Raw genomic sequence first — 24,359 nt, forward strand, 5'->3', positions numbered from 1 at the left:
TGTGTTATGGCATGTCGCGGCTCGTGACCAGATTGTTATCTGGCGATCATGTCGGCGTCACGCAATGATCTTGACGCGCCGCATGAAGCAGTTCACCTGATTCGGTGTCGTCGCGGCAAGCAGCCCGGCGCCACCCGCAACCGGAGTGTTTTGCCGCGCATGTCCTTTCCCGATATCGATCCGATCGCGTTTTCCCTCGGCCCCCTGGTCATACGCTGGTATGCGCTGGCTTATCTCGCCGGCTTCCTCGGCGGCTGGCTGGTGGCGCGGCGCCTCGCCGGCGCTGAGAGTCTGTGGGGCAAGGTGCCGCGCCCGAGCAAGGAGCAGATCGACGATTTCATCGTCTGGATCGCGCTCGGCGTGATTCTCGGCGGACGGCTGGGCTATGTGCTGTTTTACGATCTCGGCGCGTATCTGGGGCGCCCTCACGAGATCCTCTTCGTCTGGCAGGGCGGCATGTCCTTCCATGGCGGGCTCCTCGGCGCCGTGATCGCCTCCTTTGTCTTCGCGCGGCGAAATGGCCTGATCGGGCTCTCGATGCTCGATATCGTGGCGGTGACCGCGCCGATCGGGCTGTTCTTCGGGCGCATTGCGAATTTCATCAATGGCGAGCTCTGGGGTCGCCCGGCGCCCGATTTTCCCTTCGCGGTCATCTTCCCGTTCGCCGGCCCCGTCCCGCGCTACCCTTCCCAGCTCTTCGAGGCCGCCACCCAGGGCCTCGTGCTCTTCATCGTGATGCTGATCGCGGTGGCCGTTCTCGGTATGCGCCGTCCGGGCATGCTCGCAGGCATCTTCGCGATCGGATACGCCGTGGCGCGGGTCTTCTGCGAGTTCTTCCGCGAGCCGGATCCGCAGATCGGCTTCCTGATGGGCGAATGGCTGACCATGGGGATGCTGCTATCACTCCCACTGGCGCTGGTTGGAATCGTGGCGATCATTGCCGCGCGGCGCGGCCTGACCGGGCCCGGTGGTCCGCCATCGGCGAAGGCCGGATCGGCGTGAGCGCGCCGGCCACTCCCCTGGCGCGCGAGATCGCCCGTATGATCGCCCTCGACGGGCCGATCACGGTCGAGCGCTATATGGGGCTGTGCCTGTCCCATCCGCAATTCGGCTATTACATGACCCGCGATCCGCTCGGGCTGGAGGGTGATTTCATCACCGCGCCGGAAATCAGCCAGATGTTCGGCGAACTGATCGGCCTCTGGGCCGCGCAGGTCTGGCTGGATCGCGGCGGCCCCGCGCCTGTGCAGATCATCGAACTCGGCCCTGGTCGCGGGACGCTGATGCGCGATGCCCTGCGTGCCGCTGCCGTGGCGCCGGGTTTTCTCGACGCGGCACAGGTACATATGGTCGAGACGAGCCCCGTCCTGATCGACCGCCAGCGTGACACGCTTTCGCGCGCGCCGGTACCCTGCACCTGGCACATGGCGCTCGATACGGTGCCCGAGGGCGCGGCCATCGTCATCGCCAACGAGTTCTTCGACGCCCTGCCGCTTCGGCAATTCGTGCGCGCCGAGGGCGCCTGGCGCGAGCGGCTGGTCGGGCTCGCCGATGACGGATCGCTGTGTTTCGGCCTTGCGCGCGAGGCCATGCCCGAGATCACCGTTGCGGGGCGCGAGGGGGCGGTGGTCGAATGGCCGATGGCTGGGATCGCCCAGATGCGTGCGCTTGCCGGGCGCCTCGCCCGCGATGGCGGCGCGGCGCTCGCCATCGATTACGGGCATATCCGCTCCGGCCTCTCCGATACACTGCAGGCGATCCGCAATCACGGTTTCACCGATGTTCTGGCCGAGCCCGGCGAAGCGGATGTCACCGCCCATGTCGATTTCGCCCAGCTCGCTGCCGCCGCGCAGAGCGCCGGGGCGCAGACAGAGCCCGTCGTCACCCAGGGCGCTTTCCTGCGGGCTTTGGGGATCGACGCACGCACCCGTGCACTGGCCGCCGCCGCGCCGGAGCGCGAAGCCGAGATCGCAGCCGCGCGGGCACGCCTCGTCGATGCGACGCCGGAAGCGATGGGCGGGCTGTTCAAGGTGCTGGGCCTGCGCCACCCGGCCAGCCCCGCCCTGCCCGGTTTCAGCTGAGCGTGCAGGCGCCAACCATATGCGACGAGGGGGGGATTTGCCCGCGCCGCATGCTCGCTTACAATGCCACAGAGGAAATCGTCGATACGGGGATCACGCCGGATGTCAGTCTTGCCGGATTACACGAGGGTCGCCTACGCGCCCACCGCAATACCCGCCCGCAATATCGCGGATGCGGCTGTCTGGACGACGCCGGAGGAGATCGCCGTCAAGCCGGTCTACGGGCCGCAGGACCGTGACGGCCTGCCGGGTGTCGACAGCTTCCCCGGCATCGCGCCCTATCTGCGCGGGCCCTATCCGACGATGTATGTCAACCAGCCCTGGACCATCCGGCAATATGCCGGGTTCTCGACGGCTGAGGATTCCAACGCATTCTACCGGCGCAACCTTGCCGCCGGGCAGAAGGGGCTCTCGGTCGCCTTCGATCTTGCCACGCATCGTGGCTATGATTCCGACCATCCGCGCGTCTCTGGCGATGTCGGCATGGCCGGGGTCGCAATCGATTCGATCTACGACATGCGCACGCTGTTCTCCGGCATTCCGCTCGACCGGATGAGTGTGTCGATGACGATGAACGGCGCGGTGCTCCCCGTCATGGCGCTCTATATCGTCGCCGCCGAGGAGCAGGGAGTGAGCCCGGACAAGCTCTCGGGCACGATCCAGAACGACATCCTCAAGGAATTCATGGTGCGCAACACCTATATCTACCCGCCCAAGGGGTCGATGCGCATCATCTCCGACATATTCGGCTATACCTCGCAGAACATGCCGAAGTTCAATTCCATCTCGATTTCCGGCTATCACATGCAGGAAGCCGGTGCGACGCAGGACCTGGAGCTGGCCTATACCCTGGCCGACGGGGTCGAATATATCCGCGCCGGCATGGCGGCTGGACTTGGTATCGATCAGTTCGCGCCGCGCCTGTCGTTCTTCTGGGCGATCGGCATGAATTTCTTCATGGAGGTCGCCAAGCTGCGCGCCGCACGCCTGCTCTGGGCCGAGCTCGTGCAGCAATTCGCGCCGGAGAATGCCAAATCGCTGGCCTTGCGCACCCATTCGCAGACCTCGGGCTGGTCGCTCACGGCGCAGGACGTGTTCAACAACGTCACCCGCACCTGCATCGAGGCGATGGCGGCGACGCAGGGGCATACCCAGTCGCTGCATACCAACGCCCTCGACGAGGCGCTCGCCCTGCCCACCGACTTCTCCGCCCGGATCGCCCGCAACACCCAGCTGTTCCTGCAGCAGGAAAGCGGCACCACGCGCATCATCGATCCCTGGGGCGGCTCCTACTACGTCGAGCGCCTCACCGCCGATCTGGTGGCGCGGGCGCGCGAGCATATCCGCGAGATCGAGGGGCTCGGCGGCATGGCGCGCGCCATCGAGAAGGGCGTGCCCAAGCTGCGCATCGAGGAAGCGGCGGCCAAGACCCAGGCGCGCATCGATTCCGGCCAGCAGATCGTCACCGGCGTCAACGCCCATCGCCCGAGCGAGGATCGCCCGGTGGAAGTGCTCAAGGTCGATAACGCCAATGTGCGCAAGATGCAGCTCGACAAGCTCGCCCGCCTGCGCGGCGAGCGCGACCAGTCCGCCGTCGATGCCACTCTCGACGCGCTGGCGAAGAGCGCGGAGACCGGCGAGGGCAATCTGCTCGCGCTCGCCGTCGAGGCCGGGCGCGCCAAGGCGACGGTGGGTGAGATTTCTGCGGCCCTGGAGCGCGTCTGGGGCCGTCACCAGGCCGAGATCAAGTCGATCTCCGGCGTCTACAAGCGGGAGGTGGGCGCCATGTCCCCGGCGATCGAACGCGTGCGCGAACGGGTCGAGGCCTTCGAGGAGAATGACGGGCGCCGCCCGCGCATCCTCGTCGCCAAGATGGGGCAGGACGGGCATGACAGGGGCCAGAAAGTCATCGCCTCGGCCTTTGCCGATCTCGGCTTCGACGTCGATATCGGCCCGCTCTTCGCCACGCCCGAGGAGGCGGCGCGCCAGGCGATCGAGAACGACGTCCACATGGTCGGCGTCTCCTCCCTCGCCGCAGGCCACCTGACGCTGGTGCCCGCGCTGCGCGCCGCGCTCGCCGAATATGGCCGCGAGGACATCATGATCGTCGTCGGCGGCGTGATCCCGCCCGGTGATTTCGATGCGCTGATCGAAGCGGGCGCCTCCGCCATTTTCCCGCCCGGCACGGTGATCGCGGAAGCCGCCGAGAAGCTCATCGCCGAGCTGAACGAGCGGCTGGGCTATGGCCCGCGACAGGCGGCGGAGTGAAGCTGCAGGCTTCACGGGTTTTTCGAGACGGCTGGGTGCCGAAGATCGTCGCCGCGTGCTCGCGGCGGCGAAACGGTCCGCGGCGGCGAATCGGTCGGATCCGGACCGGGATGTTTGGCGTCATGCGGTATGGCGATCAGGGAAATGGTACAGCTGGGTGGGCTCGAACCACCGACCTTCGGAGCCACAATCCGACGCTCTAACCTACTGAGCTACAGCTGCACGTTCGTGCACGGCATGTCTCGTGCGTGGCGCGTCCCGCCGGGCGCAAGGGCACCGATCAGGACGGCGCATTGAATGCCGCATCCGGCGGCATTTCGCAAGCCCCCGGATGCGTTTCTTTCGCAACAGATTCGCACATCCGCGAATCAGGCCCCCGGAAAGACCTTCCGCAAAGGTTCGGTCGTCTCGCTGGCGACGCGGGTACCGGTTTCGGCGATCGCCTTGAGCTGCGAAGCCGTGCTGTCATAGGCCTGGCGCATGCCGCTCGTCTGCGCCTTGACTGCTTCCGACAGAGAGGGTGCGGTGATCGTGGCGCGCCACAGGCCCAGCGTCGCGTCACTGTGCATGCGCATCAGATCGATCCATTGCGCATTCAGCGTGACCAGACCGCGCGAGGCGGCATCGACGCTGCTGGCGCAGGCCTTCTGGAGCGCATCTTGCGATTCGCGTGCACGCACATAGCCGTCACGTGCGCTCTGCGTCGACAGATCGAGCGCCATGCGCAGAGGCTTTGCGACCGCATCGCCACCGGGCAGAAGATCGAAACCGAGCGACGGGGGCGCGGTTTCCGCTGCGGCGGGTTCGGATTTGACAGGCGCGAATTTGAAGGAAGTGGCGGGCGCAGCGGCGGGCGCGGGACTCGCTTTGGATGCTTTCTCAGGCGCCTTCGCGGTATCGGCCTTGACCGTTTCGCCGGCAGAGGCGGTCGTGTCGCTCTTCACGCTCTGCGGGTTCGCATTGCGGGCAGCTGCTTTCGCAGGTGCCTTCGCCGCGCTCTTCGAGGCAGCCCTGGTAGTCGCCCGGGTGGCAGGCTTCGCAGCAGGTTTGCTTGCGACGGAAGCTGCCGGAGCCGGCGCCTTTTCCGGCTTCGGCTCGGCTTTCTGTGCCACCGTGGTCTCGGCCTTGGTCTCGACCTTCGGCGAAGCCGTGGGCGCAGGGGTCGATGCAGGGGCGGGCGCAGCAGCGACCTTGGCCTCGGCCTTCGGTGCGGGGCTCGACGCAGGATTTGTCGGCGCAGAATTTGTCGGCGCAGGCGTCGATGCAGATGCAGGGGCGGCCTTGGCGGTGGCCGCCCGGGGTGCCGGCGCCGCGGATGTTTCAGGTTTGGCCGCAGCGGCAGGTTTTGTCTGAGCGGTCACGCTCTGAACCGGCTTCGGATTTGCCTGCGGCGGCTTGGTGGCGGCCTGCGGCGGCTTGGTCTTCGTCGTCATGATATGCCTGTCCTGTCCGCTATGGCCGAGGGTCCGGCCTCTTCATAACGACCCGCCACAATGATCGGCCGGAACGCGGTTTCATGCTTACCGGCACACGCGCGGCGGATGCGCGGGGGCGCGGCGAACAATTACCGCCGCACCCGGGAATCAGGCGCGCCCGGAGCGCGCAAAGCTCTTACTTCTTCGGCTGGGCGGCATCCGTGGCAGCCTTGGTCGCGGCCGAGACGTTTTCCGTCATGGTCTTCGACGCTTCCGCCATGGTCTTCTGCGCATCGGTCATGCTGGCCTTGGCGACTTCACCGAATTCCGCCATCTGCTTCTGCATGGTGGCGAACTGGCTCTGCATGAACTCCGCCTGCAGCTTCATCGCCTCGGACGGATCCTTCGCCTTGACCAGCTTCTGGGCATGATCGAAAGCCGCCGTGAGATTCTGCTCGGCATAGCTGAAGGTCTTGTGGCGCATGTCCTTCATGCTGGTGCCGGCGGTCGAGGTGGAGCCCTCGAACGTATCCATCGCCTTCATGGCGGCGGAAACGAAACCATCCATGGCCTTGCGGGCCTGATCGATGCTGCGCTCGGCGAATTCACGCATTTCGGTCGGGACTTCGAGCTTCGGGTTCTTGTCGGTCATCATAATCCTCCTTTGGAACACGGCGTCTGACGAAGACGGAAGCATCCTCGGCCCAGCTTGCGGATCCCGTCAACCGATCACCGCGTCCGACCGTGTTATTGCGACGCAATATACACATTGTGCACTGCAAAATCAACCGTCGCGTCGCTGGCTCATTAAGGTTGATGCAAGGTTACGCGCGCTAACAGGGATGCGTTCCGAGTCGGGATCGGTTAATCATTGGTGAACGGAAGCAGCGCAATTATAAGGTGTGGCGGCGTGACCTTCGAAGAGATCGACAAAGCCATCGCGACAATGGCAAGCGATGCGGATCTCGCCCCGCTTCTGGGGCCGAGGGCTTCTGCGCTCGTCTTCGCCGCCGATCCCCTGCGGCTGCTCTGGTCGAGCCCGTATACGAACGCCCTCGCCTGCGCCATCGTGATCGCACCTGACGGGCGGATCGATCCCGCCTTCCCGGCGGCGCGGCGCATCGAGGCGCTCGCGCGCAGCGAAGCGCCGATGACGGGCAAGCGTTTCGAGAAGATCCGGTTCGAGACCAGCACCCTCGCCCCGCTGACCACCTGCGCTTTCCGGCGCATCACCATGCCGGACGGCAGCGCCGCGCTCATCCTCACCTTCATCGACCGCCTCCCCCGGATACGCCGCCCGGCAAGCGCCGGCCCGGCGCAGACACAGGCCCCGGGCGGCCAGGATGCACAGCCGGATCCCGTCGAAGCCGGTGAGCCGCAGGCAGCACCGCAGGCGCCCCCCGAGCCGGAACCCGTCACCGGCCCCATCCGGTTTCTGTGGGAATGCGATGACGGCGGCGCGATCACGCGAATCAGCGGCGATCTCGCGCGCGTCGTCGGGGCGTCCCATGCCGATCTGGTCGGGCGCAGCCTGAGCGCGATCCTCGATAGCACCAGACAGGATGCGCTGGCTCACGATCCCAAGGATATGGTTCTCGACCTGATCGCCCGCCGCGAGACCTTCTCGGGCCGTCGGATCTTCTGGAAGGCGTGGGGCGAGACGGCCATCGCGGTGGATTTCGCCGGCTTTCCGGCGCCCGGCGCTGCAGGGCGCGCCGGCGCCTATCGCGGCTTCGGCATCGCCCGCCCGGAAATCAGCTGCGCCTGGGCCTCACTTGTACCGCAGGGGCAGAACCATCCTGCCGAGGAAGACGACGTCCCGCAGCAACAGCCTGCCGGGGCAATCGCAGCGCCATCCGAACCGAGCCCGCTGGCAAGTCTGGTCCCGGAGCCTGGCGTAATGCCCGAGACGATGCCCGAGACGCAGGACGCCGCAGCGCCCGTCCCACCCGCGCAGCCCGCGCCCGAACCGGAACCCGCAGCGGATGCGGCAATGCAAGATGCGGCAATGCAAGACGCGGCAATGCCGGATGCGCCGGCACCCGCTCCTGCCCCGGTCGCCGTGACGGCGGCTTTCGGAGCGGCCACGTTCGACATCGCGGCGCTCGGGCAGCAGGGCACGGCAGATGCCATGGCAGGCTTCGCGACGCGGATCGGCGGGCGCCTCGGCGACGGCGAAACGCCGTTGCGCATCGTCGGTGAGGCCGAGACGACGACCGCCGCGCCTCCGGCCCGCGAGATTGCCGACCAGCAGGCTGCGACCGGGAAAGATGCGGTCACCGAGGATGGCACCGTCGAGCAGGTGGCTGTCGAGCAGGTGGCTGTCGAGGAGGCCGCAGCCGAAACCGCACCCGCCCCGGAGCCCGCCGACCCCGTACCCGCCGACCCTGTACCCGCCACGCCCGTACCCACCACACCGGAAACCGCTGAAGCGGATGCAGCGCAGCCGGACGGCGCAGCGCCCGATACCGCGCAGACGGAGTCACCAGGACCGGCGCCCCTTTCCAGCGAGGAGCGCAACGCCTTTCGCGAAATCGCGAAAGCCCTCGGCGCGCGTTTCGGCGATGACGGCTCACCGGCGATTCATGAAGCGGGTGAGACGCATGGCGGCGTATCAGACGAAGGCAACGAAGACGCACCCGAAGCGCCCGCGCCGGATGACGCCGCAGCGGCGGGCGCGGAGGGCGGTCGCGGCACCGGCTCGGCACCCGTCATCATCACCGCCGCAAATGACCGCGCCCCCGATATCCGCACCGTGCTTGATCGCCTGCCCGCAGGCGTCGTGGTCCACAGGGGCGAAGAGGCGCTGTTCATCAACCGCTACCTTCTCGATCTGCTCGGCTATGCGGATCTCGCGGCCTTCATCGAGGCAGGCGGTCTCGCGCGGCTTTTCCGCGCCCGCCCGGCCGCCCTGTCCGAAGCGGCGCAGGAGAGCACCGCGCCACTGATCATCGCCAACCGCAATGGCGAATCGGTCGCTGTCGAGGTGCGGCTGACAACGATCGACTGGCTCGGCTACCCGGCCAGCATGCTGATGCTGCGCAAGATCGCCGAGACCGACCCGGTCGAGCGCCTGCGGGCCCTCGAAACCGATCTCGCCGCGCGCGAGGAGCGGCTGCGCGAGCAGACCGCGATCCTCGATACGGCGACGGACGGCGTCATCCTGCTCGACCAGAGCGGGCGCATCCTCTCGCTCAACCGCGCGGCGGAAGCCCTTTTCGGGTACGACCAGCGCGAGATCGCCGGCGAGAGCCTGACGCAGCTTCTCGAAACCGAAAGCCATGTCAATGCGCTGGATTATCTCGCATCCATGCGCGAGGACGCCATGCGCAGCGTCCTCAATGACGGCTGCGAGGTGCTCGGGCGCGTGCGCCAGGGGGGCGCGATCCCGCTCTTCATGACGCTGGGGAGCGTGGGTGAAGGGCTCGACCGCAAGTTCTGCGCCGTCCTGCGCGACATGACAGCCTTCAAGCAGACCGAAAACGAGCTGATCGCCGCACGCCGCACGGCGGAGGCCGCGAGCGCCCAGAAATCGGAATTCCTCGCCCGGATCAGCCACGAGGTGCGCACGCCGCTCAATGCGATTATCGGCTTTGCCGAAGTCATGCTCGACGAGCGCTTCGGCCCTGTCGGCAATGAACGCTACCGCGACTATCTCACCGATATCCACGCCTCCGGCGAACATGTGATCAGCCTCGTCAACGATCTGCTCGATCTCGCCAAGATCGAGGCCGGGCGCATGGAGCTCAATTTCGCCCCCGTGGCGCTCAACGATCTGGTCAATGCGGGCGTGGCGATGATGCAGCCGGAAGCCGCGCGCGAGCGTATCGTGCTGCGCAGTTCCTTCGCCGACGCCCTGCCGCCGGTGCTGGTCGATGAGCGGGCCATGCGCCAGATCGTGATCAACCTGCTCTCGAACGCGGTGAAATTCACCGATCCGGGCGGGCAGGTCATCGTCTCGACGGCGCGCGGCAGCGAAGGTGACATCATCTTCCGGGTGCGTGATACGGGTATCGGCATGAACGAGGGCGAGGTCACCGCAGCGCTCGAACCGTTCCGCCAGCTCGCCACGGCGCGCAAGGCGGGCGGAACCGGTCTCGGCCTGCCGCTGACCAAGGCTCTGGTCGAGGCGAATCAGGGGAACCTGCGCATCACCTCGCGCAAGAATGAAGGCACGCTCGCCGAAGTCGTGTTTCCGCCGGCGCGGGTGGTCACCGGGTAAGCCGCGAGGAGCCTGCCCCGCGCCCTCCCCGCACCCGGATCATCGCAGCATTGCCCGCGCCCTTTGACGCGGGCGACGAGACGCGATACGAATCCTCAAGGAAATTATGCAAGAACCATGCCGGAAGGTCGGGCCGTCGGGCGCGACCTCCGGAACCGACGGGGTATCGATGAGTCTCGCACCGCGCATGGAGCTGCGTCAGGGGCAGTCACTGGTGATGACGCCCCAATTGCTGCAGGCGATCAAGCTGCTGCAATTGTCGCATCTCGACCTCGTCGCCTATGTCGATGCCGAACTCGAACGCAACCCGTTGCTGGAACGTGACGAGAGCAGCGAAGGCGCGGGCGCGGGCGCTGAAGACGACGCGCGCGACGAGACCCGGGACGGCTCCCGTGACGGCACCCGGGATGACGCGGCCGACAGTCATGCGGCAAGCGATGATTCCGGCATCGCGACGGAGGGCGCTCCCGATCCATGGCTCGCATCCGACATGGCCCCGGAGCGCTCAACCATCGAGAGCGCGCTCGACACCTCCCTCGAAAACGTCTTCCAGAACGAGAATCCCGGCGAGGCGCCGATCACCGGTGGCGACGAATTCGCGCTCTCGCAAGGGATGTGGAGCGGCGTGGGATCCGGCGGGTCCTTCGAGGATGACGAAGGGATGGAGCGCAACCTCACCCGCGAAGCCACATTGCGCGACCACCTGATCGGCCAGCTCGACCTCGCCGTCACCGATCCGCACGCGCGGCTGATCGGGCAATTCATCATCGATGCGATCGACGAGGCCGGCTATCTGATCGAAAGCATCGAGGCGATCGCCGATCGGCTGTCGGTGGCGCCATCGCAGGTCGCATCCGTCCTCGCCGTGGTACAGGGTTTCGAGCCGACGGGAATCGGTGCGCGCGATCTCGCGGAATGCCTCGCGCTGCAATTGCGCGAGCGCAACCGCTACGATCCCTGCATGGAGGCGCTGCTCGCCCATCTCGACCTGCTGGCAAAGCGCGATCTCGCCGCGCTCAGGCGGCTTTGCGGGGTCGACGAGGCCGATCTCGCCGAGATGATCGCCGAGTTGCGCGCCCTCGATCCCAAGCCTGGCCGGGTCTTCGGCGGTGCGCCGGCGGAAATCCTGATCCCGGACGTGTTCGTGCGCGCAGCCCCCGACGGGACATGGCTCGTCGATCTCAACCCGCAGACACTGCCACGCGTCCTGATGAATCAGAGTTACTATGCCCGCGTCTCGGCTGCGGCACGGACCGAGGCCGAGAAGGCCTATGTCGGCGAATGCCTTCAGAACGCCCATTGGCTGACCCGCTCCCTCGACCAGCGCGCCCGCACCATCGTCAAGGTCGCCTCCGAAATCGTGCGCCAGCAGGACGCCTTCTTCGCCCATGGCGTGGCGGGTTTGCGTCCGCTCAATCTGAAGACGGTGGCGGATGCCATCGGCATGCACGAATCGACCGTCTCGCGGGTGACCTCGAACAAGTCGATCGGCACCAGCCGCGGTACGTTCGAGATGAAATATTTCTTCACCGCCGCGATCCCCGGATCCGCCGGCGAGGATGCCCATTCGGCGGAGGCCGTGCGCCATCGCATCAGGCAGATGATCGATCAGGAAGACCCCAAACGCGTTCTCTCCGACGACGCCATCGTCAAGGCGTTACAGGCACAGGGCGTCGATATCGCCCGACGCACGGTGGCGAAATATCGCGAATCCCTGCGCATACCGTCGTCGATCGAACGCCGCCGCCAGAAAGCGGGCTGACCTGTCGTGACGAATCGCCCTTCACACCGCCGGTGCGGCTGCCGTAGTCTGTTGCAATGAGCGAATTCTCGGCTTTTGCGCATCCCCTCATCGTCGCCGATATCGGCGGCACCAATGCGCGTTTCGCCCTCACCCGCGCGCCGGGCGAGCCGCCGCGTCTCGTCACCAAGCTGGCGACCGCCGCCCATGCCGGGCCGGAAGACGCCCTGAACGAGGCGATCGCCGCCTGCGGCGAGGCACGCCCGCGTGCGGCCATCATCTGCGCCGCCGGCCCCGTCACCGGGCGCACGGCGCGCCTGACCAATGCGCCCTGGCATTTCGACGGCCCGGCCATCGCCCAGGCCTGCGGTCTGGAACAGGGGCTTTTGCTGAATGATTTCGAGGCGGCAGCGCTCTCCCTGGCCTTTGTCGAGGAGGGTGACGTCTCCCCGATCGGCCCCAGCATCGTGGCCGGACGAGGCCCGAAACTGGTGCTCGGACCGGGAACCGGGCTCGGCGTCGCAGCTCTGGCGCGTTGCGGCGAGACCTTCCTGCCGCTTCCCGGCGAAGGCGGGCATGTGGGGATTGGCCCGCAGGATGCGGAGGATGACAACTACTGGCCGCGCATCGCGCGCCAGCATGGGCGTGTCACGGCCGAGACGCTGCTCTGCGGCCCCGGCCTGCAACGGCTGCATGCCGCGCTCGCCCCCGATTTCGGCGCGGACCCGTCCGAGGCAGGGGCTGTCCCGCCGCCGCAGATCGCGGAAGCCGCGCTTGCCGGCAACGACCCGCATGCGGCGGCGACAGCGCGGATCTTCCTGAAGCTTCTGGCGCGCACTGCCGGCGATCTCGCCCTCGTCTTCGGCGCCACTGGCGGGGTCTTCCTGCGCGGGGGCGTGTTGCATGCGCTGGCGCGGCTGATCGAGCCGGAGACATTCCGGCGGCATTTCACCGGGAAGGCCCCGGTCGATGCCTTCGCCCGGGCCATGCCGCTCGCCCTGATGCTCGAGGATGCGGTGATCCTGCGCGCCATGGCGGGGATCGGCGCCGATCCGCAGCGATTCGCGCTGGCTTACGGCGAGCGGTTATGGCGCGCCTGAACGCCGATCAGCTCTTGACCCCCGATCCGTTTCCCGCCTCAACCAGCCGCGCGGCATAACGCGCCATGAGGTCGATCTCGATATTGAGCCCGTCTCCGGCCTTGCGTTCACCCCAGGTGGTGACGGCCAGTGTATGGGGGATCAGCAGCACGCTGAAACAATTGCCCGAGACGCTGTTCACGGTGAGCGAGGTGCCGTCGAGGCAGATCGAGCCCTTCTCGGCGATGAAGCGTGCGAGTTGCGCGGGCGCCTCGATGGTAAAGCGCGCGGTCGGCCCCCATTCGCCCGCACCGGTGACTTCCTCGCGCGCGACGATGGTCGCGACGCCATCGACATGACCGGTGACGATATGGCCGCCCAGCTCGTCGCCGATCTTCAGGGAGCGCTCCAGATTGAGCGCATCGCCCACCTGCCAGGCCCCTGCATTGGTGCGTGCCAGCGTTTCGGCGGCGACATCCACATCGAACCATGAACCACCCTCGCGGGGGCCCTTGTCGACCACGGTGAGGCAGGGGCCGTTGCAGGCAATCGAGGCGCCCAGCGCGATGCCGTCGGGATCGTAGGAGGAATGGATGCGGATACGGCGCAGATCCTGCTGGTCGCTGACCGCGGCGATTTCGCCCTTGTCGGTGACGAGGCCCGTGAACATTCACGCGCTCCTTTCGAAGAATGAAAACTGATCCGGCCCCGCATATTCCTTGGCAAAGGCCTGCATGCGATTGCGGATATAGTGCGCCAGCGCCGGTCCGACAGCACGCAATCCGGGACGGTCGAGCTTTTGCGCCCCGGTCACGAGCACCGCCTCGTCGATCAGGCCGGCCTGCGAAAGCCCCTCCGCCAGGGCAGGCCCGCCCTCGCAGAAGACGCGGGTGATGCCCCGCGCACCGAGCAGGCGCATCGCCTCGTCGAGGCGCACCCGCCCCGCATCGTCCGCGCCGACGCGCATGACTTCGAGCCCGGCCGCGACGAGCCGCCGCTCGGCCTCGACGGGAGCGCCCACCGTGGTGATCACCCAGCTCGGGGGATCGCCTGCGCTCTGCACGAGCCGCGATTCGAGCGCGAGCGAGAGCCCGCTATCGATGACGACGCGAACCGGCGAGCGGGCGGAAAGGCCGGGCAGGCGCACATCGAGACGCGGATCATCGGCAGCGACGGTGCCCGCCCCCACCATGATCGCATCCGCATGCATGCGCATCAGATGCACCCGGTCATTGGCAATCCCGCCGGTGATCATCAGCCGCTCGGCACCGGCCGCCGCTGCGTAACCATCGGCGGTACGGGCGAGCTTGACGGTCACGGCGGGGCGTCCCTGGGTGACGCGCAGGACGTGTCCGCGATGACTGCGCGCCGCCGCCTGCGCCTCGATACCGGCGGTGACCAGCAATCCCGCCTGGCGCAGCAAACCATGCCCGCGCCCGGCGACGCGCGGATCGGGATCGGAAAGCGCCGTTACCACCCGCGCAATCCCGGAGGCGATGATCGCCTCGGCGCAGGGCGGCGTCTTGCCGTGATGCGAGCAGGGCTCGAGGGTCACGTAGATGGTGGCGCCGCGCGCTGCGGGCCCGGCGAGATCGATGGCGACGCGCTCGGCATGCGGGCGCCCGCCTGCCTGGGTGATCCCGCGCGCCACGATGACGGGCACGCCGGAGGCGTAATCGACGATGATCGCACCGACCGAGGGGTTGGGCCAGGTCGCGCCGAGATGGCGTTCGCCCAGCGCGAGCGCGGCGCGCATGAAATGCGCATCATGCGCTTGCGCCAGATCGTGAAGGCGCGGGCTCATTCCCGTTTCCCGGATGGATCGTCTTCGGTGGCTTGCGGTTCGGCGCCCGCCATGGCGTCACGCCGGCCCAGCCCGCCGAGCAGTTCCTCGAAATCACGGGCCTCGCGGAAGTTCTTGTAGACCGAGGCGAAGCGCACATAGGCGACATCGTCGATACCCTTGAGCCCCTCCATGACGAGTTCGCCGAGCTTTTCGCTGGGAATATCGCCCTCGCTGGTGGCTTCAAGCTGGCGCACGATGCCGTTGAGCATGCGCTCGACCCGCTCGGGATCGACGCTGCGCTTGCGCAGGGCGACATCGATCGAGCGCTTGAGCTTGTCCCGGTCGAATGCAGCGCGTTTGCCCGAGCGCTTGATCACGAAGAGCTCGCGCAGTTGCACCCGCTCAAAGGTGGTAAAGCGCCCCCCGCAATCGGAGCAGACGCGTCGGCGCCGGATCGCGGCCGAATCTTCCGTCGGTCGCGAATCCTTCACCTGCGTATCGAGGCTTCCGCAATACGGGCAGCGCATGGTCGCGCGCGACTCAGCCGTAGATCGGGAAACGGCGGGTCAGCGCATGCACCCGCTCCTTGACCGCTTCCTCGAGCGTGGCATTGCCCTCCTCGCCATTCGCGGCCAGCCCGTCGAGCACCTCGACGATCAGACGCCCGACTTCCTGGAACTCGGCTACGCCGAAACCCCGTGTCGTCGCCGCCGGAGTGCCCAGACGAATGCCGGAGGTCACCATCGGCTTTTCCGGATCGAAGGGCACACCGTTCTTGTTGCAGGTGATGTGGGCACGCGTCAGACAGGCCTCCGCCGCCTTGCCGGTAAGCTTCCTGGGGCGCAGATCGACCAGCATCAGATGGTTGTCGGTGCCGCCCGTGGTGATGGCAAAGCCGCCCTCGGCGATGGTCGCGGCGAGCGCGCGGGCATTATCAACCACGGCTTGCGCATAGAGCTTGAATTCCGGCTGCAGCGCCTCGCCGAAAGCCACGGCCTTGGCCGCGATCACATGCATCAGCGGGCCACCCTGGATGCCGGGGAAGATCGCCGAGTTGAACTTCTTGGCAAGCGCCTCGTCATTCGAGAGGATCATGCCGCCACGCGGGCCGCGCAGGGTCTTGTGCGTCGTCGTGGTCGCCACATGCGCATGCGGGAAGGGCGAGGGATGCACACCGCCGGCGACGAGCCCGGCGAAATGCGCCATATCGACGAGGAAATACGCGCCGATTTCATCGGCAATCTCGCGGAAACGGGCGAAATCCCAATGGCGCGGATAGGCCGAGCCGCCGGCGATGATCAGCTTCGGCTTGTGCTCATGCGCGAGCCGGGCGACCTCGTCCATGTCGATGCGCTGGTCTTCGGGGCGGACATTGTAGCCCACCACGTTGAACCATTTGCCCGAGACGTTGACCGGGGCGCCGTGGGTGAGATGGCCGCCGGCGGCGAGGTCGAGCCCCATGAAGGTATCGCCCGGCTGCAACAGGGCGAGGAAGACCGCCTGGTTGGCCTGACTGCCGGAATTGGGCTGCACATTGGCGAAGTTGCAGCCAAACAGCTTGCAGGCGCGCTCGATTGCGAGCTTTTCCGCGATATCGACGAACTGGCAGCCCGCATAATAGCGCCGCCCGGGATAACCTTCGGCGTATTTGTTGGTCATGATCGAGCCCTGAGCCTCGAGCACCGCCTGCGAGACGATGTTCTCCGAGGCAATCAGTTCGATCTCCTCGCGCTGGCGGCCCAGTTCCTGATCGATCGCCGATGCGATTTCCGGATCCACATCGCGCAGGGATGCGGAAAAGAAGGCGTTCGACAGATGATTCGAATTCTGGTCGGCTTTGATCGGGCTTACGCTCATATCATCCTCTCGGTTACCGGTCGTTTCGACCGTCCGGCGCGCAGGGCGCGCACGTGAATTGAGGCGGGCGCGACGGATGCGCCCGTAAAAACCGTTGCGGTACTATCACGCCCCCCGGCGCATTCAAAGCCCCCACGGAGTCGCGGCAGGTGCGCCCTGCGTGAACGGCATGGCTGAAACCCTTTCGCCATGGTTGACGCAGCCCGGTCGCTGCCTCACGATCCTCGAAATCGATACGCGCGGGGGGATAATCGAGATGAACCGGTTCTGGCGTTTTTGGGATCGCCTGGAAATGTGGCAGCGCTTCGGGCTGGCTTTCGTCGTCGGCGTGACGCTGCTGGTCATCGTGCGCACGTTGGTCTGAAGCGCTCGTGGCGCATGATCCGGACTGTGAAGCGCCGGCGGCGCATGCTCAGAACAGGGACCCCTGACGCGGCTCCTCCTCTTGCTGTTGCTCCTGCATATCGGCCTGAACTGCGTCCGTCTCCCGGACACCTTCGTCGTCCCCGCGCGCCGATTTGTCATCCGTGACGGGTTCGAGCAGCCCCGCATCATCATTGGCGACCTTGTTGACCCGGCGCGAAACCCGGTCGAGCCGCAGCCAGTCATCCGGACAGGGATCAGTGAGAGCCCCGATCCTGTCAAGCGGTGTGTCCGGGTCGAGCCAGGTGGCGAGCCCGGCCTTGCCGAGTATCACCGGCATGCGATGATGAATGGCGCTGACGAGACCGTTCGCATCCGTAGTGACGATCGCCGCCGTGTCGATCTCGCCGCCCTGCGGATCGCTCCAGGTCTCCCAGATGCCCGCCATCGGCATCGGGCCGAGGCTCTGCATGCGCACGGCGAAAGGCACCTTCCGGTCACCCTCGCGCTGCCATTCATAGAACGCATCCGCCAGAAAAACGCAGCGGCGGCGGCGGATTGCCGCGCGGAAGGTCGGTTTCTGCGTGATGCTCTCGCGTCGCGCATTGATGACGAGGGGAAAATCCTTGGCGTCCTTCACCCAGCCCGGCAGGAACCCCCAGCGCATCAGGCGGAAACGGCGCGCCTCGCCATCCTGCAGCACCACGCCGACGGGCTGGGTCGGTGCGATGTTGTAGCGCGGCGGAAAGTTCGGGGCCTCTTCATAGCCGTAGGCCTCGCGAAAGCGCTCCGGCGGCAATGTAACAGCGAAGCGCCCGCACATGATCATCTCCCGGCTGGTTCGGTGGGCGGCGGCGGCACGCCCGGTCTGTCGCGAGTTCCCCGCCTGTACCTTTCCCCACCACGGGCGTTCTGGCGGGCGTTTTATGCAGGAGAATCTCCTCTCTCCCTCTAGAGCATCATGCCGTCAGGTGGATACAGGCTGCCGGGAAAAATAATGCGCCAGACAATGACCTGGAGCACCCGGACTGACTCCGTCAGGTCGGAACGCGCTAGTCTGCGTATCCGCAAGGCAGAGGGGAACGCCGGCATCACCCGCGCCGCTCGAAGCGTCAGCCGCCGATTCCATCGCGTCCATGCGGCGCGTCGAGATCGAGCACGGGGCCCAGTGGCACGATGCGGTGCGGGTTGATGGTCTCGTGACTGTAGTAATAGTGGTTCTTGATATGGGTGAAGTTCACCGTCTCGCGCACGCCCGGCCACTGGTACAATTCGCGCAGGTAGCCCGAGAGATGCGGGTAATCGGCGATGCGGCGCAGATTGCACTTGAAATGCCCGACATAGACCGCATCGAAACGCACCAGTGTGGTGAAGAGACGCCAATCGGCTTCGGTGATGGTGTCGCCGGTGAGATAGCGCCGCGTCGCGAACCGTTCGTCGAGATCATCAAGCGTGGCGAAGAGCGGAGTGACCGCTTCCTCATAGGCTTCCTGCGTGGTGGCGAAGCCGGATTTGTAGACGCCGTTATTGACGGTGTCGTAGACGCGCGCGTTGATCGCGTCGATCTCCGCGCGCAGGGCTTGCGGGTAGTAATCGCCTGGCGTCGCGCCGATCCCGTCGAAGGCGGAATTGAGCATGCGGATGATCTCCGCCGATTCGTTGCTGACGATGGTCTCGCGCTGCTTGTCCCACAGCGCCGGCACCGTGACGCGACCGGTATAGACCGGATCCGCCGCCGTATAGACCTGATGCATGAGGCGGGCATTGTTGACCGGATCGGGGATGACGCCCTCACCCTCCTTGAAGGTCCAGCCCTCGTCGAGCATGGCCCAATGCACCACGGAGAGCGAGATCATGCTCTCCAGACCCTTGAGCTTGCGGAAAATCAGGGTGCGGTGGGCCCAGGGGCAGGCGAGGCTGACATAGAGGTGGTAGCGCCCGGGCTCGGCCTTGAAACCGCCCTCACCGCTCGGGCCGGGGGCGCCGTCAGGCGTGACCCAGTTGCGGAATTGCGATTCCTGGCGCTTGAAGCGCCCGCCCGTGGATTCGGTGTCGTACCACTGGTCTTGCCATTGTCCGTCGACGAGAAGGCCCATGGCGTTCTCCTTTCCTGTCCGGTTGCGGCGGCGACGCCGCGATCAACGCGCTATCGCCGGTCTGTTTGCATTGAAGAAAAATATAAGCCGGGAAACCCGCGATTTCCCGGCTTTTCTTCTTGCAATCTCGCAAGCGCGCCTCGCGTCGCCAAGCGCGCCTCGCATCGCCAAGCGTGCCTCGCATCGCCAAGCGGGCTCGATGCCGGCTCAGAGGATGTAGCGGCTCAGATCCGCGTTCTTGGCCAGATCGCCAACCTGCGCGCGCACGTAATCGCCGTCGATGGTGACGGTCTCGCCGGTCTTGTCGGTGGCGGTGTAGGAAATATCGTCGAGAACGCGCTCGATCACGGTCTGCAGCCGGCGTGCGCCGATATTCTCGACGCTGCCATTGACCTCGACGGCGACCCTGGCGAGGGCATCGATGGCATCGTCGGTGAAGACGAGTTCGACGCCCTCGGTGCTCATCAGCGCCACCGATTGCTTGATCAGGCTCGCCTCGGTCTCGGTGAGGATGCGGCGGAAATCATCCTCGTCGAGGGGGTTGAGCTCGACGCGAATGGGCAGGCGGCCCTGCAGTTCGGGCAGGAGATCCGAGGGTTTCGCCACATGGAAGGCGCCGGAGGCAATGAACAGGATATGATCCGTCTTCACCGGCCCGTGCTTGGTGGCCACCGTGGTGCCCTCGATCAGGGGCAGCAGATCGCGCTGCACGCCCTCGCGCGAGACATCCGCCCCGCCGCGCCCCTCGCGGGCGCAGATCTTGTCGATCTCGTCGAGGAAGACGATGCCGTTGTTCTCCACCTCCCGGATCGCCTCCTCGGTGAGGGATTCCTGGTCCAGCAGCTTGTCGCTCTCCTCCGCCACCAGCGGCTCATAGGCCTCCGAGACGGTGGTGCGGCGCGATTTGGTGCGCCCGCCGAAAGCCTTGCCGAACATGTCGCCCAGCGAGATCGCGCCCATCGAGGCCCCGGGCATGCCCGGCATCTCGAACATCGGCATGCCGGAGGAGCCGGCCTGCATCTCGATCTCGATTTCCTTGTCGTTCAATTCGTCATTGCGCAGTTTCTTGCGGAACGCCTCGCGCGTGGTCTGCGAGGCATTGGCGCCCACCAGCGCGTCGAGCACGCGGTTTTCGGCGGCGAGCTGCGCCTTCGCCTTCACCGCCTGCCGCTTCTCCTCCTTGACGAGACCGATGGAGATCTCGACCAGATCGCGCACGATCTGCTCGACATCGCGTCCGACATAGCCGACCTCGGTGAATTTCGTCGCCTCGATCTTGGTAAAGGGGGCATGGGCGAGTTTGGCGAGGCGCCGGGCGATCTCGGTCTTGCCGCAGCCGGTGGGGCCGATCATCAGGATGTTCTTCGGCATCACCTCGTCCCGGATCGGCCCGGACAGCTGCTGACGCCGCCAGCGATTGCGCAGGGCGATCGCCACCGCCCGCTTGGCATCCTTCTGGCCGACGATGAAACGATCGAGCTCCGAGACGATCTCGCGGGGGGAAAATGTGGTCATGCCTGATCCTGTATCTCGAATGGAAGCATATGGCGCTGCCGAAGACGCATGTGCGTCGCCCCCGAACTTAGTGCCTGAGCGAGGCATCTGCCAGAGCGCAAGGGGATTGGGGCGCGGGAGGGGGATTGCGAGACCGCGCTCCGGCCCATGCCGTCATCGGCAACGCCCGGGCAGGTTTCGCCTGATCCGCTCGGGGAATGCAGACAAAAGCCCGTTGCGAAGGCGCCGCCAGCCAAGGGCGAAAATCAGAGTGAAGCCGAAAATGATATAGAACCCTGCGAACATGGTCACGAGGTCAAAATCCGAGCCTACAACGAACACAGCCACCATTATAAATGCTACGACAGTGCAAGACAGGATTATGGAAATTCTGTTTATCAGAAGGGCTGGAAACAACATTATCAATAATGGAACAGGATAGAATAAATAAATGTAAATTTCGGTTTGCGGGAAAATATTGATAAGTAGTGCTAAAAACACAATAGGCGATCCAATTATATAACAAAACAAAATAAGATAATACTTCTGTTTGTCAATTTTTTGATAGATTAAATCGATTACAAATCCTACAGAAAAAATTGAAAATCCGAGTAAAAGAAATATTGATTCATAATTTCTTTTTACAAAATCAGGATAAAACTCAAAAGAAAATATTGTAGAAGCAAAAATAAACGCAGTAATAATAATTACATATCTAAATAAATTGATATATTTTAAGCAAAAAATATATAATAATATTAAAAATATTGTTGTTGAAAGATAGAATGAATAGCTCTTCAGTCCAAAGAAATTGTGCATCAAAATGCTAGATGCCAAAAGACAGTTATAGCCAAATATGATCAATAGCACTGTGATGCTTAGGTTGTATTTCTTTTTTTTAGAAATGAAGCCCGCTGTTATCCAGGCAAGGAGGCCGAGGCCAAAATGCATGGCTAGTGGATTGAGCAGCTGGCGGCCTAGTGAAAAAATTATGACATAGACAAGCCCGATGCTGATCAGAACAACAACATCTTCCGCTATATGCGCGTCACGCTTTCGCCGCTCATGTCGTGCGCCATCATCTGCCAGCGTCGGTTGGTCCGATGCTGCCTCGTGGCGCGGTGAGGGGCCGCTAGCGGTTTCGGGGGTGTCCGGGGCCTGGGTTTTTTCGTTCAAGGCTATGGCTCCAGCTTTTGGCCTTGCGTCTGGCGGCGAGGAGTTCCGCTGTCCCATTGACGGTATCGCCCGCATTCCGTGCGCCACGCGGTTTTCGTGCTCGGACCGACTGGGATCGATGCTGCGGTTACCCGACCGGTCGCGGCAGGCGCCGTACGAGGCTCTCGGGGAGGTGCTGCAGGACCGCTTTGCGCATCGGGTTCCACCCGGCCCCCATGAAGAGAATGCATCCACCGATAATGAAAAACATGATCGGAAGGCCAAACCCGAACATCCCCGCCAGAATCGCCACAGACCCGAACATCAGTCCGATGGATAGCAGGCTCGCAAAGAGGATCGCACGGCGATCGATTGCGAGCGAGACAACCGCCAGCATGAAAGCGAGGAGCAGGATGCCGGCGGGGTTTGCAAACGGCGTGAATCCGCTCCCCTGCAAGAATGGATTCACGAGGGCGTTCAGGATCATTGGAGCGGAGTAGAGGTGCAGCCAGAAGGCAATATCGGACCGCTGCGTTCGCCTTTCGGGGTCGGACAGGTCGAACCTCATCGCTGCGGCGAAGAGCGCCAGCCCCGCAGCCAGAAGGAGCCAACGGAATGCATTTTCGAAAAAGCTGGGAAACGCCCAATCGAGGATGCCGAGTATGTTCGCCACGAGAAAGATTCCACCCATGGCGATGCTGATCGGCGCCCGAAATCGAAGATAGTGGAGAGCAACTGCAAATGCGGTGATTGCTGCTGCCCCGATATCTGCCGGCGTCATGGCGCCATTAAAGCCGATGATCAGGCGATGCAGCGATGTGAAGAGGTAGAATATGCTCTGGGCGGTCGTTTCGGTTCCGTCCCCGTATACGTCGCGAAGGAACAGGTTCGAGGCGGCGAAGACGCACAGCGCAAAGCTCCCGATCAGAGAAAGGCTCGGCAGAGCCTGGCGGCGCTGAAGCGTGAACGCTTCCGCCAGCATCCAGGCGGCGCCGGCGAGAAGCGCAAAGGCGATGGCGGGGGAAAACATCTGCGCTGCCAGAGCGAAGCCCGACCACAGAAATATGGAAATCCCGATCATGATGAAGATATCGGAAAACCCCGTCACGAGACGCAGCGGCTCGTTATCGCGGGGCACTTCGTCCACCCCAGTCGTTTCCGCCGCCAGCCGCACGAGTTGCTCTGCCTGATCGGCAGTGAGAATGTTACGCGCCTGCGCTGCGGCCAGCACTTTCCTGTCGATCATCCTGCACGCTCCCTGATCGCGACCGGAACCGGCCGCAAGCGATACAGGTGTGTTTCGAAAATGAAGGAATGTCTAGGTTGCCGTCGATGGTACTTGCAAAGATGGTTTCCGGCGCTGCACGATGCTTCGCTCCGCCCGGGTGATCGGGTGAGGCCGCGTTCACGTCATTGCAGTGGGCTGCGCGACATGCGCGTCACCTTTCGCAATCCATTGTCTCGATGACCAGATTGCCGTTGGTGTAGACGCAGATATCAGCGGCGATCTGCAGGGCGCGGCGGGTGATGGTTTCGGCGTCGAGATCGGTATCGGCGAGTGCGCGTGCGGCGGCGAGCGCGTAATTGCCGCCCGAACCGATCGCCATGACGCCGCCCTCCGGTTCGAGCACATCGCCCGAGCCCGAGAGCAGCAGCGAGACGTCCTTGTCGGCCACCAGCATCATCGCCTCGAGCCGACGCAGATAGCGATCGGTGCGCCAGTCCTTGGTGAGCTCGACACAGGCACGCAGGAGCTGGCCGGGATATTGCTCGAGCTTCGTCTCCAGCCGTTCGAACAGCGTGAAGGCATCCGCCGTGGCGCCGGCAAAGCCGCCGATCACCTCGCCCTTGGCGAGACGGCGCACCTTGCGGGCATTGCCCTTGACGATGGTGGGGCCGAGGCTGACCTGGCCGTCACCGCCGATTACCAGTTTGCCCTCCTTGCGCACCATCAGGATCGTGGTGGCATGCATCGAGGGGGAGCCGTTGCGGGCATCGTCTGTGGACAAGATCGTGCACTCCGTTGAAAACCTGTTCCCTCCACTTAAGCGTTATCGTCGCCATTTCCAACGCGTATGGCATTTTGAAGCAAGCCTTGCTAGAACCCGCTCGCGCCCGCTTTCCGGCGCGCCGTCAAAGAGCCGTATCATGAGCCAGACATCGCGCAGCTCTCGCGTCGAGCGCCGCACCGCCGAAACCGATATCGATCTGACCCTGGATCTCGACGGGACCGGGGCGATCACGATCGAGACCGGGATCGGTTTCTTCGATCACATGCTGGAATTGCTGGCCCGCCATGCACTGTTCGATCTGACCCTGACGGCGAAGGGCGACCTGCATGTCGACGACCACCACACGGTGGAGGATGTCGGCATCGCGCTGGGGCAGGCCTTCCGCGCGGCTTTGGGTGATAAAACAGGCATCACCCGCTATGCCGATATGCACATGCCCATGGACGAGACGCTGACCCGTGTCGCGATCGACATTTCGGGCCGCGCCTTTCTCGTCTTCCGCACGCCGTTTCCCACCCAGAAGATCGGCAGCTTCGATACCGAGCTGGTGCGCGAATTCTTCCAGGCCTTCACCGCCAATGCCGGCGTCACGCTCCATGTCGAGACGCTCTACGGCGACAACAGCCACCACATCGCCGAGAGCTGCTTCAAGGGATTGGCGCGGGTCTTGCGACGGGCGGTTGCAGCTGAACCGCGCGAAGCCGGGCGCGTTCCCTCCACCAAGGGGATGCTGTGAGGCAAGGGCGCCTGTGACAAGGGCGCCTGTGACAAGGGCGCCTGTGAGCGGAAT

At 64.8% G+C, this 24,359-nt stretch carries 21 protein-coding genes and 1 tRNA gene; 9 read left to right on the plus strand and 13 right to left on the minus strand.

Going from position 1 to position 24,359, the window contains the following annotated elements:
• The first annotated feature begins 159 nt into the window (after window positions 1-159).
• The 3 genes from lgt (at window position 160) to scpA (ending at window position 4,349) form a co-directional block, all read left to right on the plus strand.
• On the plus strand, window positions 160-1,002 hold the full coding sequence (gene lgt / locus GA0071312_RS17440) for a prolipoprotein diacylglyceryl transferase (protein WP_074446325.1): 843 nt from the start codon (window positions 160-162) through the stop codon (window positions 1,000-1,002).
• On the plus strand, window positions 999-2,081 hold the full coding sequence (locus GA0071312_RS17445; protein WP_338056876.1) for a class I SAM-dependent methyltransferase: 1,083 nt from the start codon (window positions 999-1,001) through the stop codon (window positions 2,079-2,081). The genes lgt and GA0071312_RS17445 overlap by 4 nt, the downstream gene beginning before the upstream one ends.
• Before the next feature lie 102 nt (window positions 2,082-2,183).
• Window positions 2,184-4,349 carry a methylmalonyl-CoA mutase gene (scpA, locus tag GA0071312_RS17450; RefSeq protein ID WP_074446326.1) on the plus strand — a complete coding sequence of 722 codons (2,166 nt, stop codon included), beginning with the start codon at window positions 2,184-2,186 and terminating at the stop codon, window positions 4,347-4,349.
• Between the two features lie 145 nt (window positions 4,350-4,494).
• Here scpA and GA0071312_RS17455 read toward each other — a convergent pair.
• Together GA0071312_RS17455 and GA0071312_RS20180 are read right to left on the minus strand one after the other, a co-directional pair.
• Window positions 4,495-4,571: transfer RNA gene (locus GA0071312_RS17455), tRNA-His, on the minus strand.
• Window positions 4,572-4,717: 146 nt separating this feature from the next.
• Window positions 4,718-5,293, minus strand: a complete 576-nt coding sequence (locus tag GA0071312_RS20180; protein WP_074446327.1) for a phasin family protein — start codon at window positions 5,291-5,293, stop codon at window positions 4,718-4,720.
• Here GA0071312_RS20180 and GA0071312_RS20185 point away from each other — a divergent pair.
• On the plus strand, window positions 5,280-5,702 hold the full coding sequence (locus GA0071312_RS20185) for a hypothetical protein (protein ID WP_074446328.1): 423 nt from the start codon (window positions 5,280-5,282) through the stop codon (window positions 5,700-5,702). The two genes, GA0071312_RS20180 and GA0071312_RS20185, sit on opposite strands and share 14 nt — an antisense overlap.
• A 258-nt stretch (window positions 5,703-5,960) precedes the next feature.
• Here GA0071312_RS20185 and GA0071312_RS17470 read toward each other — a convergent pair whose 3' ends face one another.
• Window positions 5,961-6,416: a phasin gene (locus GA0071312_RS17470; protein WP_074446329.1), complete on the minus strand. Its 456-nt coding sequence runs from the start codon at window positions 6,414-6,416 to the stop codon at window positions 5,961-5,963.
• Between the two features lie 258 nt (window positions 6,417-6,674).
• Between GA0071312_RS17470 and GA0071312_RS17475 the strand changes: the two genes are divergently transcribed.
• The 3 genes from GA0071312_RS17475 (at window position 6,675) to GA0071312_RS17485 (ending at window position 12,827) form a co-directional block, all read left to right on the plus strand.
• Complete coding sequence (locus GA0071312_RS17475) at window positions 6,675-9,986, plus strand: PAS domain-containing sensor histidine kinase (protein WP_074446330.1); 3,312 nt, start codon at window positions 6,675-6,677, stop codon at window positions 9,984-9,986.
• A 169-nt stretch (window positions 9,987-10,155) separates the two neighbouring features.
• Entirely contained in the window at window positions 10,156-11,748 is a 1,593-nt protein-coding gene (gene rpoN, locus GA0071312_RS17480; RefSeq protein ID WP_074446331.1) for an RNA polymerase factor sigma-54, read from the plus strand.
• Window positions 11,749-11,804: 56 nt separating this feature from the next.
• A complete protein-coding gene (locus GA0071312_RS17485) occupies window positions 11,805-12,827 on the plus strand; it encodes a glucokinase (RefSeq protein ID WP_074446332.1) in 1,023 nt (340 codons plus the stop codon).
• A gap of 7 nt (window positions 12,828-12,834) precedes the next feature.
• Here GA0071312_RS17485 and GA0071312_RS17490 read toward each other — a convergent pair whose 3' ends face one another.
• The 4 genes from GA0071312_RS17490 to glyA are packed head-to-tail and all read right to left on the minus strand — an operon-like array spanning window position 12,835 to window position 16,449.
• Entirely contained in the window at window positions 12,835-13,476 is a 642-nt protein-coding gene (locus GA0071312_RS17490) for a riboflavin synthase (RefSeq protein ID WP_074446333.1), read from the minus strand.
• Complete coding sequence (ribD, locus tag GA0071312_RS17495; RefSeq protein ID WP_074446334.1) at window positions 13,477-14,610, minus strand: bifunctional diaminohydroxyphosphoribosylaminopyrimidine deaminase/5-amino-6-(5-phosphoribosylamino)uracil reductase RibD; 1,134 nt, start codon at window positions 14,608-14,610, stop codon at window positions 13,477-13,479.
• Window positions 14,607-15,119, minus strand: coding sequence for a transcriptional regulator NrdR (gene nrdR / locus GA0071312_RS17500; RefSeq protein WP_074446335.1), 513 nt, complete (start codon window positions 15,117-15,119; stop codon window positions 14,607-14,609). Before nrdR ends, ribD begins: the two co-directional genes overlap by 4 nt.
• A 13-nt stretch (window positions 15,120-15,132) precedes the next feature.
• Window positions 15,133-16,449: a serine hydroxymethyltransferase gene (gene glyA, locus GA0071312_RS17505; protein ID WP_074446336.1), complete on the minus strand. Its 1,317-nt coding sequence runs from the start codon at window positions 16,447-16,449 to the stop codon at window positions 15,133-15,135.
• A 169-nt stretch (window positions 16,450-16,618) separates the two neighbouring features.
• Between glyA and GA0071312_RS19800 the strand changes: the two genes are divergently transcribed.
• Entirely contained in the window at window positions 16,619-16,813 is a 195-nt protein-coding gene (locus GA0071312_RS19800; protein WP_131817860.1) for a hypothetical protein, read from the plus strand.
• Between the two features lie 48 nt (window positions 16,814-16,861).
• On the opposite strand, the gene GA0071312_RS17510 is transcribed toward GA0071312_RS19800, so the two are convergent.
• The 6 genes from GA0071312_RS17510 to hslV all read right to left on the minus strand — a co-directional run bounded on the left by GA0071312_RS17510 (window position 16,862) and on the right by hslV (window position 23,569).
• Complete coding sequence (locus tag GA0071312_RS17510) at window positions 16,862-17,635, minus strand: SOS response-associated peptidase (protein WP_074446337.1); 774 nt, start codon at window positions 17,633-17,635, stop codon at window positions 16,862-16,864.
• Between the two features lie 289 nt (window positions 17,636-17,924).
• Entirely contained in the window at window positions 17,925-18,908 is a 984-nt protein-coding gene (locus tag GA0071312_RS17515) for a glutathione S-transferase family protein (protein WP_074446338.1), read from the minus strand.
• Window positions 18,909-19,115: 207 nt separating this feature from the next.
• Window positions 19,116-20,423, minus strand: a complete 1,308-nt coding sequence (gene hslU, locus GA0071312_RS17520) for an ATP-dependent protease ATPase subunit HslU (protein WP_074446339.1) — start codon at window positions 20,421-20,423, stop codon at window positions 19,116-19,118.
• Between the two features lie 153 nt (window positions 20,424-20,576).
• On the minus strand, window positions 20,577-21,665 hold the full coding sequence (locus GA0071312_RS19805) for a hypothetical protein (protein WP_131817861.1): 1,089 nt from the start codon (window positions 21,663-21,665) through the stop codon (window positions 20,577-20,579).
• Between the two features lie 40 nt (window positions 21,666-21,705).
• The gene (locus tag GA0071312_RS17530) at window positions 21,706-22,803 is read right to left on the minus strand and encodes a hypothetical protein (RefSeq protein WP_074446341.1); all 1,098 of its coding nucleotides are present in this window, start codon (window positions 22,801-22,803) and stop codon (window positions 21,706-21,708) included.
• A 193-nt stretch (window positions 22,804-22,996) separates the two neighbouring features.
• Window positions 22,997-23,569, minus strand: coding sequence for an ATP-dependent protease subunit HslV (gene hslV, locus GA0071312_RS17535; protein ID WP_420819977.1), 573 nt, complete (start codon window positions 23,567-23,569; stop codon window positions 22,997-22,999).
• Between the two features lie 136 nt (window positions 23,570-23,705).
• On the opposite strand from hslV, the gene hisB reads away from it, so the two are divergent.
• A complete protein-coding gene (gene hisB / locus GA0071312_RS17540; RefSeq protein ID WP_074446343.1) occupies window positions 23,706-24,305 on the plus strand; it encodes an imidazoleglycerol-phosphate dehydratase HisB in 600 nt (199 codons plus the stop codon).
• Window positions 24,306-24,359: the final 54 nt, after the last annotated feature.

The organism is Saliniramus fredricksonii, assembly GCF_900094735.1.
In the GTDB taxonomy this organism is placed as follows: Bacteria; Pseudomonadota; Alphaproteobacteria; order Rhizobiales; family Beijerinckiaceae; genus Saliniramus; species Saliniramus fredricksonii.